At 75.4% G+C, this 14,172-nt stretch carries 12 protein-coding genes; 5 read left to right on the top strand and 7 right to left on the bottom strand.

Annotated features, from left to right (window positions below; all coding sequences use genetic code 11):
• Positions 1-139: 139 nt before the first annotated feature.
• A complete protein-coding gene (locus E4U91_RS15705; RefSeq protein WP_137307452.1) occupies positions 140-2,167 on the top strand; it encodes a flavin monoamine oxidase family protein in 2,028 nt (675 codons plus the stop codon).
• A gap of 69 nt (positions 2,168-2,236) precedes the next feature.
• Here E4U91_RS15705 and E4U91_RS15700 read toward each other — a convergent pair whose 3' ends face one another.
• Positions 2,237-3,880 carry a DNA repair helicase XPB gene (locus E4U91_RS15700; protein WP_137307451.1) on the bottom strand — a complete coding sequence of 548 codons (1,644 nt, stop codon included), beginning with the start codon at positions 3,878-3,880 and terminating at the stop codon, positions 2,237-2,239.
• Between the two features lie 172 nt (positions 3,881-4,052).
• On the opposite strand from E4U91_RS15700, the gene E4U91_RS15695 reads away from it, so the two are divergent.
• The gene (locus E4U91_RS15695) at positions 4,053-4,595 is read left to right on the top strand and encodes a hypothetical protein (RefSeq protein WP_137307450.1); all 543 of its coding nucleotides are present in this window, start codon (positions 4,053-4,055) and stop codon (positions 4,593-4,595) included.
• A gap of 17 nt (positions 4,596-4,612) precedes the next feature.
• Here E4U91_RS15695 and E4U91_RS15690 read toward each other — a convergent pair whose 3' ends face one another.
• On the bottom strand, positions 4,613-7,201 hold the full coding sequence (locus E4U91_RS15690; RefSeq protein ID WP_137307449.1) for a helicase-associated domain-containing protein: 2,589 nt from the start codon (positions 7,199-7,201) through the stop codon (positions 4,613-4,615).
• Positions 7,202-7,360: 159 nt separating this feature from the next.
• Here E4U91_RS15690 and E4U91_RS15685 point away from each other — a divergent pair, with 159 nt between their 5' ends.
• Together E4U91_RS15685 and E4U91_RS15680 are read left to right on the top strand one after the other, a co-directional pair.
• A complete protein-coding gene (locus tag E4U91_RS15685; RefSeq protein ID WP_137307448.1) occupies positions 7,361-8,428 on the top strand; it encodes a hypothetical protein in 1,068 nt (355 codons plus the stop codon).
• Between the two features lie 463 nt (positions 8,429-8,891).
• Positions 8,892-9,587 (top strand): HAD family hydrolase, encoded by a 696-nt coding sequence (locus tag E4U91_RS15680; RefSeq protein WP_422070900.1) that lies wholly within the window; start codon positions 8,892-8,894, stop codon positions 9,585-9,587.
• Here the strand turns inward: E4U91_RS15680 and E4U91_RS15675 are convergent.
• A complete protein-coding gene (locus tag E4U91_RS15675) occupies positions 9,563-9,814 on the bottom strand; it encodes a hypothetical protein (RefSeq protein WP_137307446.1) in 252 nt (83 codons plus the stop codon). The genes E4U91_RS15680 and E4U91_RS15675 overlap by 25 nt on opposite strands.
• 166 nt (positions 9,815-9,980) lie before the next feature.
• Here E4U91_RS15675 and E4U91_RS39585 point away from each other — a divergent pair, with 166 nt between their 5' ends.
• Positions 9,981-10,364 (top strand): cold-shock protein, encoded by a 384-nt coding sequence (locus tag E4U91_RS39585; protein WP_137307445.1) that lies wholly within the window; start codon positions 9,981-9,983, stop codon positions 10,362-10,364.
• Positions 10,365-10,392: 28 nt separating this feature from the next.
• On the opposite strand, the gene E4U91_RS15665 is transcribed toward E4U91_RS39585, so the two are convergent.
• From E4U91_RS15665 to E4U91_RS15650, 4 genes are all read right to left on the bottom strand, one after another.
• On the bottom strand, positions 10,393-11,259 hold the full coding sequence (locus E4U91_RS15665; RefSeq protein WP_137307444.1) for a 1,4-dihydroxy-6-naphtoate synthase: 867 nt from the start codon (positions 11,257-11,259) through the stop codon (positions 10,393-10,395).
• Positions 11,243-11,986, bottom strand: a complete 744-nt coding sequence (locus E4U91_RS15660; RefSeq protein WP_137307443.1) for a futalosine hydrolase — start codon at positions 11,984-11,986, stop codon at positions 11,243-11,245. The genes E4U91_RS15665 and E4U91_RS15660 overlap by 17 nt, the downstream gene beginning before the upstream one ends.
• Entirely contained in the window at positions 11,956-12,423 is a 468-nt protein-coding gene (locus E4U91_RS15655) for a DUF2771 domain-containing protein (protein WP_067234341.1), read from the bottom strand. The genes E4U91_RS15660 and E4U91_RS15655 overlap by 31 nt, the downstream gene beginning before the upstream one ends.
• 82 nt (positions 12,424-12,505) lie before the next feature.
• Complete coding sequence (locus E4U91_RS15650; RefSeq protein WP_137307442.1) at positions 12,506-13,909, bottom strand: MFS transporter; 1,404 nt, start codon at positions 13,907-13,909, stop codon at positions 12,506-12,508.
• Positions 13,910-14,172 lie beyond the last annotated feature (263 nt).

Below are 14,172 nucleotides of genomic sequence, written 5' to 3'. Positions count from 1 at the left end.
GTAATCGGGGGCAGACGCCCGCCCCCGCGTGCCCCCGCGCACCCCGTCCGCACCGGTTTGAACGGGATCTTTCCCTCGTCCGTGGCAATTCGGCACAACACCGAGCGAACCGGTGCGGCGGGCCCGTAGAAGTTGCGGCATGACCGAGCATCACCAGGCTGACGCCGATCACGGCGGCCTGACCAGACGTACGCTCACGACGGCCGCGGGCACCACCGCCGTGGCCGGCCTCCTCAGCGCGGGCAGCACGAGCAGCGCGGCGGCCCTGCCCGCGCAGTCACCCCCGCGCGCCCCCGCCCCGGCGGCGGCGCCGTCCGCGGCGCGCGGCGCGGACTTCGACCGCTGCCTCGCCGTCGCCCGGGCCCTGCTCGTCGTCGACGCCGACGGCCGGTCCCTCGTCCCCGGCTACCGGCGCGTGCTGAAGGACGGCCTGCCGCGCACCCGGACCGGGGCCAAGAAGGTCCTCGTCATCGGGGCGGGCCCCGCCGGCCTCGTCACGGCGTGGCTCCTGCGGCGCGCCGGGCACCACGTGACCGTCCTGGAGGCCAACGGCAACCGGGTGGGCGGGCGCATCAAGACGTTCCGCCGCGGCGGCCACGAGAAGGCGGCGCAGCCCTTCGCCGACCCCCGCCAGTACGCCGAGGCCGGCGCGATGCGGCTGCCCGGCAGCCACCCCCTGGTGATGGACCTCATCGGCCAACTGGGCCTGAAGAAGCGGCCGTTCTACTACGTCGACGTGGACGGCCAGGGACGGCCCGCCGCGCACACCTGGATCCACGTCAACGGCGTCCGCATGCGCCGCGCCGACTACGCCCGCGCCCCCCGGCGCATCAACCGCTCCTTCGGCGTCCCGCGCGCCCACTGGGACACCCCGGCCGCGGCCATCCTGCGCTCGGTCCTCGACCCGGTGCGCGACGAGTTCAGCACGCTCGGGCCGGACGGCAAGCGCACCGACAAGCCGCTGCCCGAACGCATCCAGGGCTGGGCCAGGGTGATCCAGCGCTTCGGCGACTGGTCGATGTTCCGCTTCCTGACCGAGCACGCCGGCCTGGACGAGCGGACGGTCGACCTGATCGGCACCGTGGAGAACCTCACCTCACGGCTGCCCCTGTCCTTCGTGCACAGCTTCATCGGGTCCTCCCTGATCAGCCCCGACACCGCGTTCTGGGAGCTCGAGGGCGGCACCGCCGTCCTGCCGGACGCCCTGCTGGCCAAGGTCCGCGACACCGTGCGGTTCGACCGGCGGGTGACCCGGATCGAGTACTACGACCCCGACCGGGCCGGCAGCGACACCCGGCACGTGCGCGCCCGGGGCCCCCACGTGTGGGTGGACACCGTCTCCGAGGGCCGGGGCGGCCCGGTCGTGCGCGAGCAGTTCACGGCGGACGCGGCCGTGGTGACCGTGCCCTTCTCCGGCCTGCGGCACGTGCGGGTCAGCCCGCCGATGTCGTACACCAAGCGCCGGGCGGTCACCGAACTGCACTACGACAGCGCGACCAAGGTGCTGCTGGAGTTCAGCCGCCGCTGGTGGGAGTTCGACGAGGCCGACTGGAAGCGGGAGCTGAACCGCATCGACCCCGGGCTGTACGACGCCTACCGCGCCGGACGGACCCCGGGCGACGGCAAACTCCTCGGCGCCCACCCGTCCGTCCCGTCCGGCCACATCACCCCCGGCCAGCGCACCCACTACGCCGCCCACCGCGCCGTCACCCGGGACCAGCCGGCCGCGGCCGACGTCATCGGCGGCGGCTCGGTGTCGGACAACGCCAACCGGTTCATGTACCAGCCGTCCCACCCGGTCCCGGGCAGCGCCGGCGGGGTGGTCCTGGCCTCCTACAGCTGGGCGGACGACGCCCTGCGCTGGGACTCCCTCGACGACGAGGCCCGCTACCCGCACGCCCTGTGCGGGCTGCAGGAGGTCTACGGCCAGCGGATCGAGGTCTTCTACACCGGCGCCGGCCGCACCCAGAGCTGGATGCGCGACCCGTACGCCTACGGCGAGGCGTCCGTGCTGCTGCCCGGCCAGCACACGGAGCTGCTCACCTCCATCCCCGCCGCCGAGGGGCCGCTGCACTTCGCGGGCGACCACACCTCCGTGAAACCGGCGTGGATCGAGGGGGCGCTGGAGTCCGCCGTGCGCGCCGCCCTGGAGGTCCACTCGGCGTGAACCGCGCCGGGCGCCGCCCCCGTGCGCGGGGGACGGCGCCCGGCGTCACGGCGCACCGGCCCGTGATCCCTAGCTGTCCGCCAGCAGTTCGTCCGCGTCCATGATCCGGTAGGCGTACCCCTGCTCGGCCAGGAACCGCTGGCGGTGCGCGGCGAAGTCCTGGTCGATGGTGTCGCGGGCGACCACCGAGTAGAAGTGCGCCTGGTGGCCGTCCGCCTTCGGGCGCAGCACCCGCCCCAGGCGCTGGGCCTCCTCCTGCCGCGAGCCGAAGGTGCCCGACACCTGGATGGCGACCGTGGCCTCCGGCAGGTCGATCGAGAAGTTCGCCACCTTCGACACCACCAACACGCTGATCTCGCCCTGCCGGAACGCGTCGAACAGCTTCTCGCGCTGGGCGTTGGACGTCTCGCCCTTGATCACCGGGGCGCCCAGGTGCTCGCCCAGCTCGTCGAGCTGGTCGATGTACTGGCCGATGACCAGGATCTGCTGTCCGGCGAAGCGGCGCACGATCGCCTCGGTCACCTTCCGCTTGGTCGCGGTCGTCGCGCAGAACCGGTACTTCTCCTCGGCCTCGGCGGTCGCGTAGGCCAGGCGTTCGGTGTCGGTGAGGTTGACGCGGACCTCCACGCAGTCGGCGGGCGCGATGTACCCCTGCGCCTCGATCTCCTTCCACGGCGCGTCGAACCGCTTCGGCCCGATCAGCGAGAACACGTCGGACTCCCGGCCGTCCTCGCGGACCAGGGTCGCGGTCAGCCCCAGCCGGCGCCGGGCCTGGAGGTCGGCGGTGAACTTGAAGACCGGCGCGGGGAGCAGGTGCACCTCGTCGTAGACGATCAGGCCCCAGTCGCGGGAGTCGAACAGCTCCAGGTGCGGGTAGACGCCCTTCCGCCGGGTCGTCAGGACCTGGTACGTGGCGATGGTGACGGGCCGGATCTCCTTCCGCGTCCCGCTGTACTCGCCGATCTCGTCCTCGGTCAGCGTGGTCCGCTTCACCAGCTCGTGCTTCCACTGCCGGGCGGAGACGGTGTTGGTGACGAGGATGAGGGTGGTCGAGGCGGCCTGGGCCATGGCGCCCGCGCCGACCAGCGTCTTGCCCGCGCCGCACGGCAGCACCACGACGCCGGAGCCGCCGTGCCAGAAGTTCTCCACGGCCTGGTGCTGGTACGGCCGCAGCGCCCAGCCGTCCTCGCGCAGCGCGATGGGGTGCGCCTCGCCGTCGACGTACCCGGCGAGGTCCTCGGCGGGCCAGCCCAGCTTGAGCAGGGTCTGCTTGATCTGCCCGCGCTCGGAGGGGTGCACGGCGACCGTGTCCGGGTCGATGCGGGTGCCGACCAGCGGGGCGATCCGCTTGGAGCGCAGCACCTCCTCCAGCACCGGCCGGTCGGTGGTGGTGAGCACCAGTCCGTGCGCGGGGTGCTTGCTCAGGGTGAGGCGGCCGTAGCGGTCCATCGTCTCGGCGATGTCGACCAGCAGGGCGTGCGGAACCGGGTACCGGCTGTACTGCACGAGGGCGTCCACGACCTGTTCGGCGTCGTGGCCTGCGGCCCGCGCGTTCCACAGGCCGAGCGGGGTCACCCGGTAGGTGTGGATGTGCTCCGGGGCCCGCTCCAGCTCGGCGAACGGCGCGATGGCACGGCGGCAGTCGTCGGCCTGCTCGTGGTCGACCTCCAGGAGCAGGGTCTTGTCGGACTGGACGATGAGTGGACCGTTCACGCGCGGAACCTTTCCGTCAGGCCAGGGGACGCGGCCAAACGTCCAGTGTGCCACTCGCCGCCGCACGGGCCCCGGCCACGGCCGGACGGCCTCCCGGGCAACCCCGGACCGCCCCCGGCTGTCTTGACCGGCACAGCGGCGTGGTGCGCGCCGCCCGGAGGGGAGGCGCGGGATGGCGGCGGGCAGATGGGTGACCGGTCTGGCGGCCACGGGGGTGCTGGTGGCGACCGGGGCGTGGGTGCGGTGGCCGGCGGCGGGCGTGGACGGGCCCCTGTGGGAGGAGGTCCGCCCGGTGATCGAGGCGCGCCTCGCGGCGCAGGCGCAGGGCACCGGGTACGGGTCGGCGCGGCCCGGGCCGGGGGCGCGGTGGTTCTGCCGGGCGCGGGCCTTGGACCTCGACGAGCGGGACGGCCTGGTCCGCGCGGGCGTCGCCACGCTCTGCGTGGAGTACGGGGCACGCGGCGGCGCCCTGGTCGAGTGCGGCGGGGCCGTGGTCCCGCAGGAGGTCCGGCTGCGGCGCGGCCCGGACGGCGGTTACCGGATCGTCTCCCGCGATCAGGCCCCGGACGGCGCGGGCGCCGCCGCCTGGCGCCGCGACCACTTCGGCCCCCTCACCGACCCCGACCGCCCGGACTCCGCGGCGCAGGCTGCCCTGGAGACCGCGGCCCGCTCCTACTTCGGCCTCCCGGCCGACGCCCCCGTCAGGGAGTGCTGAGGGGGGCCCGGGCACCGTCAGTCGTCCGCCAGTTCCGCCACTCCCGTGATGCGGTGCAGGGGGTACGTGCGCACCTCGTCCGCCGTGTGGTCGTACGCCGTGACGAAGCCGCCCTCGACGCGGACCGGGGCGATGACGCGCTGGCTGGCGGCGCCGTCGGCGTTGACGTAGCCGATCCACAGGGCCTCGCCGGTGAGGACGGCGGCCTGCACCGTGGCGAGGGTCTCGGCGGGTGAGGTGCGGGGCAGCTCGCCGGGGGCCGGCGGGGTGCCCGGCGTCTTGCGGGGTGCCGTCGAGGCCAGGTCGCCCGCCCGGATCGCGCGGACCGCGGCGGTCAGCAGCGTCGCGTCGGGGACGGGCGGGCCCTCGGGGACCGGCTCCGGGGGCGTGCGCGGCGGGGTGCGCCGGGCGTCGGCGCGGGTGATCACCACATCGCCCTCGGCGGACTCGGCGGCGGGCGCGTACCCGAGGGCGCGCAGCCCTTCCAGCAGCGCCGCCGGGTCGGCCTGCGCGGCCAGCACGGTCGGCGCGAGCCGGCGCAGGCGCAGGGCGGCGGAGCGCTTGTCGGCGAGGATCTCGTTCAGCACGGCGTCGTCGTCGCAGCGCACGTACGCCGAGGCCGCGCCCACCCGCAGGTGCCCGTGCCGGCGGGCCACGTCGTCGATCAGGTAGGCCAGCGGCTGCGGCACCGGGGTGCGGGAGTGGGCGGCGAGGAAGGCGTGCAGGTCCGAGGCGCTGCGGCCGGCGTCCAGGGCGCGGCGCACCGAGGCGGGCGTGAAGCGGTAGACCGTCGCACCGCCCTTGGACTCGACGTCGGCGAGGACGTCCAGCACGTCGGCGAGCGGCCGCTGGAGCGGGCCGGGGGCCACCGCCGTCAGGTCGGCCTGGAGCAGCACGTGGTCCAGCGGCTCGGGCAGCAGCGGGGCGAGCAGCCGGGCCGCGGCGGCGCGGGCGGCGGCCCGGGCCTGCGGATCGGCGGGCCCCGGCGGCACGGGTCCGGCGGCGGGGGCGCCGTACGGCGCGGCCCGGTGGTGGACCGGCAGCTTGTCGCCCGGGGTGTCGGGGATGCCCGGGGTGCCGCCCGTCGCCTGCGGCTCCGGCGCCCCGAGCAGGGCCCGCCCGTGCGAGGACAGCGCGCCGCGGCCGGTGATGCCGAGCAGCTCGGCCTCCTGGAGCGTCCAGCGGGCCAGCCGGGACCGCAGGTCGTCCTCCTGCTGCGGCCCGCGCAGCGGACGCTCCCAGCGCAGCCGCGCCAGCACCGAGTCGGGGTCGGGGGAGGTGCCGGCGGGCAGCGCGGCCAGCAGCGCCAGGACCCGGCGGCGCACCTCGGGGGCCACCGACCGGTCCAGGCCCGGGCCGAGTGCGGCCAGCGTGCGGTCCTTGGCGTCCCGGCCGCCGACCAGCCCGGCCGTCCGGGTCGCCGCCAGCCACGCCCCGGCCAGCTCCGCCCACCGGTCGGCCGCGGGACGCTCCCGCCACTCGTCGTGGGCGGGGGTGGCGGCGTAGCGCTCGTCGGCCTCCCCGTCGGAGGCGAGCAGGCCGGCCGCGTACGCCAGCTCGACCCAGAACGCGGCGACCGGCTCGGACACGTCGAGGGCGACGGCCGTGCGCTTGAGGTCGCGCACGCTCAGACCGCCGGCCCGCAGGACCGCGGGGCCGCCCTCGTCCCAGTCCTTCAGCAGCTCCTCGACGGTCGCCAGCGCGGTGTACGCCTGGCCGGCCGCCGTCGCGTCCACCACTTGGGGAGAGCCCTGCCGTGTCCCGGTCGGCCCGGCCGGCTCGACGGGCGGCGGCACGGGCTCCGTCTCGCGGTGCGCGCGCCCGCCGCGCAGGTGCAGGGCGACCTCGCGGGGCAGCACCACCGTGCCCGGCGCCGTCGGCAGCAGCAGCCCCCGGTCGAGCAGCCAGCGCAGGTGGGCCGCGGGATCGGCGGTGACCTGCCCGTACGGCGGTCCCCACACCAGCCGGGACAGCACCTCGCGGGCCTCGGGCGGGGCCTGGCCGAGCAGCTTCGCCATGCGCTCGCGGTCGGTGAACAGCGCGGTCAGCGCGGCCGCCGCCGACACCGCGTCGTGCGTGGACGGCAGCCCGGCCGCCGCCACCAGCTCCTGGATGCGGCCCGGCGACATGCCCGCCGTGGCCTCCTGCACGGTCGGGCCGAGCCCGGTCGGCGAGGGGTGCTGCGGGGACGGCGACAGCAGCTCGCGGGCCGTGCGCACCAGGCGCAGCCGGTCGTCGCCGCCCCAGACCAGCGCCTGCTCGCGCAGGGTCCCCACGGCGTGCGGGAGGGCGGCCGCCACCGCGGCGTCGCCGTCGTCCCCGGCCATCAGGCCGAGCAGCTCGTCGTACGACGCCGGGTCCCCGGCCACGGCCAGCGCCTCGGCGGTCTGCAGCGCGAACCGGTCCAGCCGCTCCAGCGCCCGCACCACCGAGGCGCGGGTGCCCGCGCGGGTGGCGAGCTGGGTCAGGTCGGTCGGCACCGGCGTGACGAGGTCGGGACGGGCGCGCAGGAGCGCCGCCAGGGAGGCGTCGTCCCGGGCCCGGAGCGCCTCCGCGAGGGACCGCGGGGCCGCCGGCCGGCCGTCCGGCTTCTCGTCGCTGCTCATCCGCTCAACGGTAGCGGGTGGGGGGCCGCCCCCACCGCCCCCGCGCCCCGGCGGGCGGCGCGGGGGAGTGCCGCCCGGTCTGACCGGCACCGCGCACCCCGGGCTGCGCTACCGTCGTCCCGTCCGGGTATCGGCCCACCCACGCCGGAGGGGACTGCGTTGGGGATCGAGAGCGACCAGGTCGTCTACGAGTACCTGAGCCGCGTCGGCGACGTGGCGCAGCAGCGGCAGTTGTCGTCGGCCACGCGCATGCGGCTCGTGTCGGACCTGCGCAACGAGATCGACCGCAGCAGGGCGAGGGTGACCGTGGACTCCCCGGCCGCGGTCCGCCGCATCATCGCCCGCCTCGGCAGCCCCGACGACGTCGTCACGGCCGCGGCCGAGGGCGGCGGCCCCGCCGTGCCGGAACCCCCGCGCCCGGCGGTCCCGGTGCAGCGCGATCCCGGCTCGGAGCAGGCCCCGCGGCCCCGGAAGACCCCGAAGCCCCCGCGGACCGAGCAGGCCCCGGCGGACGGGGCTGCCGAGGAACCCGTACGGCCGGACCGGCCCAGGGGATTCCGCCGCGTCGTCCCCCGCCCCCGCCCCGCGGCCCCCGCGCCCGCCGCCCCGTCCGACGTGCCGTCCCCGCCCCACCGCGCCGGCACCCACGAGCTCGGCGACACCGCCTCGGCGCCGGACTGGTGGCGGCGGGGCCCCTTCGGGCCGCCCGGACTGGACGACCACGTGCCGGGGTTCGTCGGCGGGGTGGAGATCCCGGACCTGCTCAAGCCGCCGCCCCGCAAGGAGGCGGAGGAGGCGGCGGAGTCCCGGCCCGAACCCGTGGTGGAACAGCCCGCCACGGAGGAACCGGCCGTACGGACCCGGCGCCGGCTGCTGCCCCTGCCCGCCCGCCGCTGGAGCAACCCGCTGCTGCTGCTCGGCGCGCTGTGCCTGGTCGCCGGCGCGGTGCTCGGCAACTGGTTCGCCCTGCTGCTCGGCTGGCTCATCGCCTACGCCTCGCGCCGCCTGACCGACACCGAGACCAAGATCGCGGTCATCTGGCTGCCGGCCACCGCGGTCGCCGCGGGCCTGACCTGGCTGTGGGGCCGCAGCGAGGGCCGCTGGGGCACCCCCATCGCAGACGGCCACCTGAACGAGGCCGTCTCCGAGACCTGGCCCTGGGTGGTCCGGGGCGCAGCGCTCGCCTCGGCCCTGTTCCTCACCTGGCGCTCCCAGCGCCGCCGGTAACCGTCCGCACCGGCCCGCCCGCCCGCGGCCGCCCGCGCCGGGCCCGCCCCGGCCCGGCCTTGAGCGCGCTGGTCCGGCCCGGTGGTGGGCGCGCTGCCGGTCCTTCCTCGGCCGTGGGTTCTGCGCCGGCCCGGCCGGCCGTGGACGCCCGCGCCGGCCAGGCCCCGGGTTCGGGCGCGCTGGTCCGGCGCGGTGGTGGGGCGCGCGCCGGTCCCGCCCCGACCGTGGGTTCGCCCGGCCGTGGACGCCCGCGTCAGCCTTGGGCGCGCTGGTCCGGCCCGGTGGTGGGCGCACACCGGTCTCTCCCCGACCGTGGATTCCTGCGTCGGCCCGGTCCGGCCCTGCGCCCCCGCTGCCCCCGGGTCGTAGGCGCCCGCGACGGTTCCTCCCGCCGTGGGTGGCCGGGCCCGCGCACCCCTCCCCGCCCCCGTCACCCTCACCGTCACCGGGGACAATGGCAGGCATGGTCTCCCCCTCCGCGTCCGCGCTCCCGTCCGTGCCCGCGCCCACCGTCGGGTTCGACCTCGACATGACGCTGATCGACTCCCGGCCAGGGATCCGTGCCTGTTACCTGGCGCTGGCCGAGCGGACGGGGACGTTCATCGACGCCGACCTGGCGGTGACCCGGCTCGGGCCGCCGCTCGTGGACGAGCTGGGCAACTGGTTCCCGGCGGACCGGGTGGCGGCCATGGCCGACCTGTACCGCGCGATGTACCCGGAGTACGCCGTCGCGGCCACCCCCGCGCTGCCCGGCGCCCGCGAGGCGATCGACGCCGTGCGCGCGGCCGGCGGGCGGGCGCTCGTCGTCACCGCCAAGTACGAGCCGAACGCCAAGCTGCACCTGGCGCACCTGGGCATCGAGCCGGACGCCGTCGTGGGTGACCTGTGGGCCGAGCAGAAGGCCGAGGCGCTGCGCGAGCACGGCGCGAGCGTCTACGTCGGCGACCACCTCGGCGACATCCGCGGTGCCCGCGCGGCCGACGCGCTGTCGGTCACCGTGGCGACCGGGCCGTACGACGCGGCGGCGCTGCGCGCGGCGGGCGCGGACGTGGTCCTCGCGGACCTCACCCGGTTCCCGGAGTGGCTGGCGGAATACCGCCGTGACGGCCACGGCGGAAAGAACTCGGCCACCGGTTACCGCGAGGCGCCCCGCGCCTGACGGCGGCCCGCCGCGATCGCGCGCAGCACTCCCGCGGCCGCGATCAGGAAGCCGACGCCCATGAGCATGCTCAATCCGAACATGTACGTCGGAAAAGGCCTCGAACCGAAGAACAGCGGGGCCACGGTGACGAGAGTGGCCACGGCACCGGCGAAGAACACGAGCGCACCGGCGCGGATCAGTCGGTCACCGGGCCCGGCGGAATTCGTTTGGGTTTTGTCACGCACCGGACCAGGGTAGTTCCCAGCGCGAAGGAACAACCGGGCGACGTCTTGTCACCCGCCCCCAGACCATTAGCCTTGGTACCTCGCGGGTCGAGGGCGACCCGCGGCAGTGCTGTCAAAAGCCGTTTTCCGATGCAGTTTTCCGACGAGTACGAGGACGAGGACAGACGTGCCCACCGGCAAGGTCAAGTGGTTCAACAGTGAGAAGGGCTTCGGCTTTCTCTCCCGTGACGACGGCGGTGACGTCTTCGTCCATTCCTCGGTCCTCCCCGCCGGAGTGGAGGCACTGAAGCCGGGACAGCGCGTGGAGTTCGGCGTCGTCGCCGGACAACGCGGCGACCAGGCCCTTTCGGTGACCGTCCTCGACCCGACCCCGTCGGTCGCGGCGGCCCACCGCAAGAAGCCCGACGAGTTGGCCTCCATCGTCCAGGATTTGACGACCCTCCTCGAGAACATCACGCCGATGCTCGAGAAGGGCCGTTATCCCGACAAGAACTCCGGCAAGAAGATCGCCGGTCTGCTGCGCGCGGTCGCCGACCAACTCGACGTCTGACGCGCCCCTCTCGGGGGACGCGCACCGCTCAGGGGAAGTCCAGCGCGTCCGGGCCGAGGGGCGGCACCAGTCCCTCGGCGGCCGCGCGCGTGAGCAGCCCGCGGATCGCCGCGTGGCCGTCGTCGCCCAGGTCGGCGGTGAACTCGTTGACGTACAGCCCGATGTGCTGGTCGGCGACGGCCGGGTCCATCTCCTGGGCGTGCTCCATGACGTAGGGCCGGGACGCCGCGGGATCGTCCCAGGCGGCCCGGACCGAGGCGCGGACCGCGTCGGCGAGCCGGGTCAGGGCGTCCGCGCCCAGCGACCGCTTGGCGATGATCGCACCGAGCGGGATCGGCAGCCCGGTGGTGTCCTCCCAGTACTCGCCCAGGTCCGCGAGCCGGTGCAGCCCGTAGTTCTGGAACGTGAAGCGCGCCTCGTGGATCACCAGGCCCGCGTCGACCTTCCCGTCCCGCACGGCCGGCATGATCTCGTGGAACGGCATGACGACGATCTCGCCGACCCCGCCGGGCACGGTGTCCGCCGCCCACAGCCGGAACAGCAGGTACGCCGTCGACCGCTCCGAGGGCACGGCGACGGTCCGGCCCGCCAGTCCCGCGCCGCCGGCTGTCCCCGCCTCCCGGGTCAGCACCAGCGGCCCGCAGCCCCGGCCCAGCGCGCCCCCGCACGGCAGCAGGGCGTACTCGCCGAGGACGTAGGGCAGCACGGCGTACGACACCTTCAGCACGTCGAACTCGCCGCGCTCGGCCATGCCGTTGGTGACGTCGATGTCGGCGAACGTCACGTCCAGTGCGGGCCCGCCGGGGACCCGGCCGTGGGCGAGGGCGTCGAAGACGAAGGTGTCGTTGGGGCAGGGGGAGTAGGCGATCCGCAGCGGGTCACCGGTCGTCGTCATGGTGTCTCCAACTTTCCAGGACGGGCACGAGCTTCCCGAAGCCCTCGGTGAGGGCCGCGAGGGCGTCGGCGATGCGCCAGGCGGCGCGGTCGCGCGGTCCCACGGGGTTGGAGACCGCGCGGACCTCCAGCACGGGCACGCCGTGCAGGGCGGCCGCCTCGGCGACGCCGAAGCCCTCCATGGCCTCGGCGAGCGCGTCCGGGTGGCGGGCGCGCAGGGCGGCGGCCCGCCCGGCGGTGCCGGTGACGGTGGACACGGTCAGCACGGTGCCGGCGCGTGCCCCCGTGGCGGCCGCGGCCTGCCGCACGAGCGCGGCGGGCGGGCGGTGGGTGACGGTCCCGAAGCCGAGTTCGGTGACCGGGAGGAAGCCGTCGGCGGTCTCGGCGCCCAGGTCGGCGACGGTGATCGCGTCGGCGACCACGAGCGAGCCGACCGGCGCGGCGGGCAGGAAGCCGCCGCCGATCCCGGCGCTGACGACGAGGTCGTACGGGGTGCCGTCGCGGGCGGCACCGGCGAGCGCGGTGGCGGTCGCGGCGGCGGCGAGGGCGGACCCCACGCCGGCGGCCACCGGATCGACGACCGGGCCGCCCGGCGCACCGCCCGCGGCCCGCACGGCGTCGAGCGCCGCGGCCACCGCGTCCCGCTCCACGGGGACGGCGGTGGCCACCAGGACCCGGTACGGACCGGCCGCGACGATCAGCCTTCCTTCTTCAGCTTGAAGGACCACAGCCCGGTGACGGACTGGCTGTCCTTCTTGCCGTCGGACGCCTTGATGGAGACCAGCGTGGAGTCGCCCTGGGCGCCGTACTGGGCGTTGAAGAAGACGCTGCCCGGGATGGTGCGGTACGTCTTGGTGCTCTCGTCGGTCAGCGGCTGACCGTTCATCAGGATCGTCCAGCGCTTGTCGGCGATGTCGGGGTCGACACCGAAGCGCACGGTCTCGTCGGGGTCCACGGAGATCGACTTGATGTCCGTGTCCTTGAGGCACTTGGCCAGGTCCGCGGCCTTCAGGGTGTCGCCCTCCCCACCGCAGGTGGCGTCGGTGCTGACCGAGGAACGGCCCACGGTGATCGTGGACAGCGGGGTCGGCTTGTCGCAGGCCGACAGGACGAGCAGTCCGGCGGAAACGGCGCCGGCGGCGGCGACGGCGCGGCGGCGTCGCACAGCAGCGGATTGCAGGGTCATGCCCGAAGGCTATCGGGCAGGCCCGGTGCTCTCCCTACGAGGGGTACGGCGTCGCTGTGGGTTACGCCACGCGGGTCCGCGACGCCCCGCCGTGGCGTGCCGAGCTCAGCAGGCCCCGCACGGTCGTGGCCCAGCCGACGGCGAGCACCGCGGCGGCCACCGACAGGCCCAGCGCGCCGTTCAGCGGCATGGCGATGCCGACAGCGCCGCCGAACACCCAGGACATCTGCAGCAGCGTCTCGGAGCGGGCGAACGCCGAAGTGCGCACCAGCTCCGGCACGTCCCGCTGGAGCAGCGCGTCCAGGGACAGCTTGGCCAGCGCCTGCGAGAACCCGGCGACCGCGGTGAGACAGGCCACCAGGAACGCCCCGAAGAACGCCGCCGCCACGACCGCCGCGCCCAGCACCACCGCGACCACCGTCACGATGATCAGCTCGGGGGCCCGGGAGCGCAGCCACGCCCCCACCGACGTGCCGAGCGCGTTGCCCAGGCCCGCCGCGACCGCCACGATGCCCAGCGACACGGCCGCGCTCTGCCCGGTCAGCGGGTGCTCGCGCAGCAGGAACGCCAGGAAGAACGTCAGGAAGCCGGACAGCCAGCGCAGCGCCGCGTTGGCGCCCAGGGCGTGGGTGACGGCGATGCCGACCGTCCGCAGGCCCGGCCGCTTCGCGGCCCGCCGCTGCGGGCCGTGCACGTGCTGCTCGTCCGAGGCGAGCAGGGCGGTGTCCTCGCCCTTCGCCGAGTCGACCTTCCGCGGCAGCGAGAACGACAGGAACATGCCCGCGACGAAGATCGCGAACGCGCCGAACAGCGGCCAGCGCGCCCCGACCGCCTGGAGCCCGGCGCCGATCGGCGCGGCCACGCCGGTGGCGAGCAGCCCGCCCAGGGTGACCCGTGAGTTCGCCTTCACCAGGGAGAACCCCGGTGGCAGCAGCCGTGGCACCACCGCACTTCTCACCACGCCGTACGCCTTGGAGGCGACCAGCACCCCCAGGGCGGCCGGGTACAGCTCCAGACTGCCGGTGACCACCGCCCCGGACAGCACCAGCGCCAGCAGGGCGCGGGCCAGCATCGCCCCGGCCATCGCGGCGCGCCGACCGTGCGGCAGTCTGTCGAGGAGGGGTCCGATGACCGGGGCCAGGAGCGTGAACGGGGCCATGGTGATCGCCAGGTACAGCGCCACCCGGCCGCGGGCCTCGTCGGTCGGGACCGAGAAGAACACGGTGGAGGCCAGGGCGACGGTGATCATCACGTCACCCGCGCCGTTCACCGCGTGCAGCTCGATCAGCTTGCCGAGGCCCGACTCGCCCGCGCCGTGCGCGTGCGTCGCCTTGCGGATCCCCCGGGCCGTTCCGGTCACGGGGAAGTGCAGGGCACGCCCGACCGCACGGACGGACCCGCCGAACCGGCCCGAACCGCCCCGCTGTACTCCGGCCGTGCCCGGAGGTGTCTTCGCGGCTGCCACGACGTCATAGTGCCCTGAGTTGGGGGGAGGTAGTGCGGTTTGAAGGGAAGCGAGTTGCGGGCGCGGCCCGCCCGGCGGGGCCCCCGCACGGGCCCGTGCGACGCGCCGGACGCGGCGCGGAGCGCCGAAGAATCACCGTCGGTGTAGGCCAAGCGCCTGCGAACAGGTAGCGTGCGTATCTCAGCCATCCCGCACAATGGATGGCACAGGTGCGCCCGAGCGCGATTCGGACGCGGACGTCGACGCGGTCCCCAGGTCCGCTC

The sequence above is a fragment of the Streptomyces lasalocidi genome, from assembly GCF_005280215.1.
In the GTDB taxonomy this organism is placed as follows: Bacteria; Actinomycetota; Actinomycetes; order Streptomycetales; family Streptomycetaceae; genus Streptomyces; species Streptomyces longwoodensis.
Note: the sequence above shows the minus strand (reverse complement) of the source record. Positions and strands in the feature narration are given on the sequence as shown.

Coding starts and splice junctions, on each gene's coding strand:
- E4U91_RS15695 (WP_137307450.1), top strand. CDS start 4,053: ATGGCGGCGGGCAGATGGGTGACCGGTCTGGCGGCCACGGGGGTGCTG.
- E4U91_RS15705 (WP_137307452.1), top strand. CDS start 140: ATGACCGAGCATCACCAGGCTGACGCCGATCACGGCGGCCTGACCAGA.
- E4U91_RS15680 (WP_422070900.1), top strand. CDS start 8,892: ATGGTCTCCCCCTCCGCGTCCGCGCTCCCGTCCGTGCCCGCGCCCACC.
- E4U91_RS15665 (WP_137307444.1), bottom strand. CDS start 11,259: ATGACGACGACCGGTGACCCGCTGCGGATCGCCTACTCCCCCTGCCCC.
- E4U91_RS15690 (WP_137307449.1), bottom strand. CDS start 7,201: ATGAGCAGCGACGAGAAGCCGGACGGCCGGCCGGCGGCCCCGCGGTCC.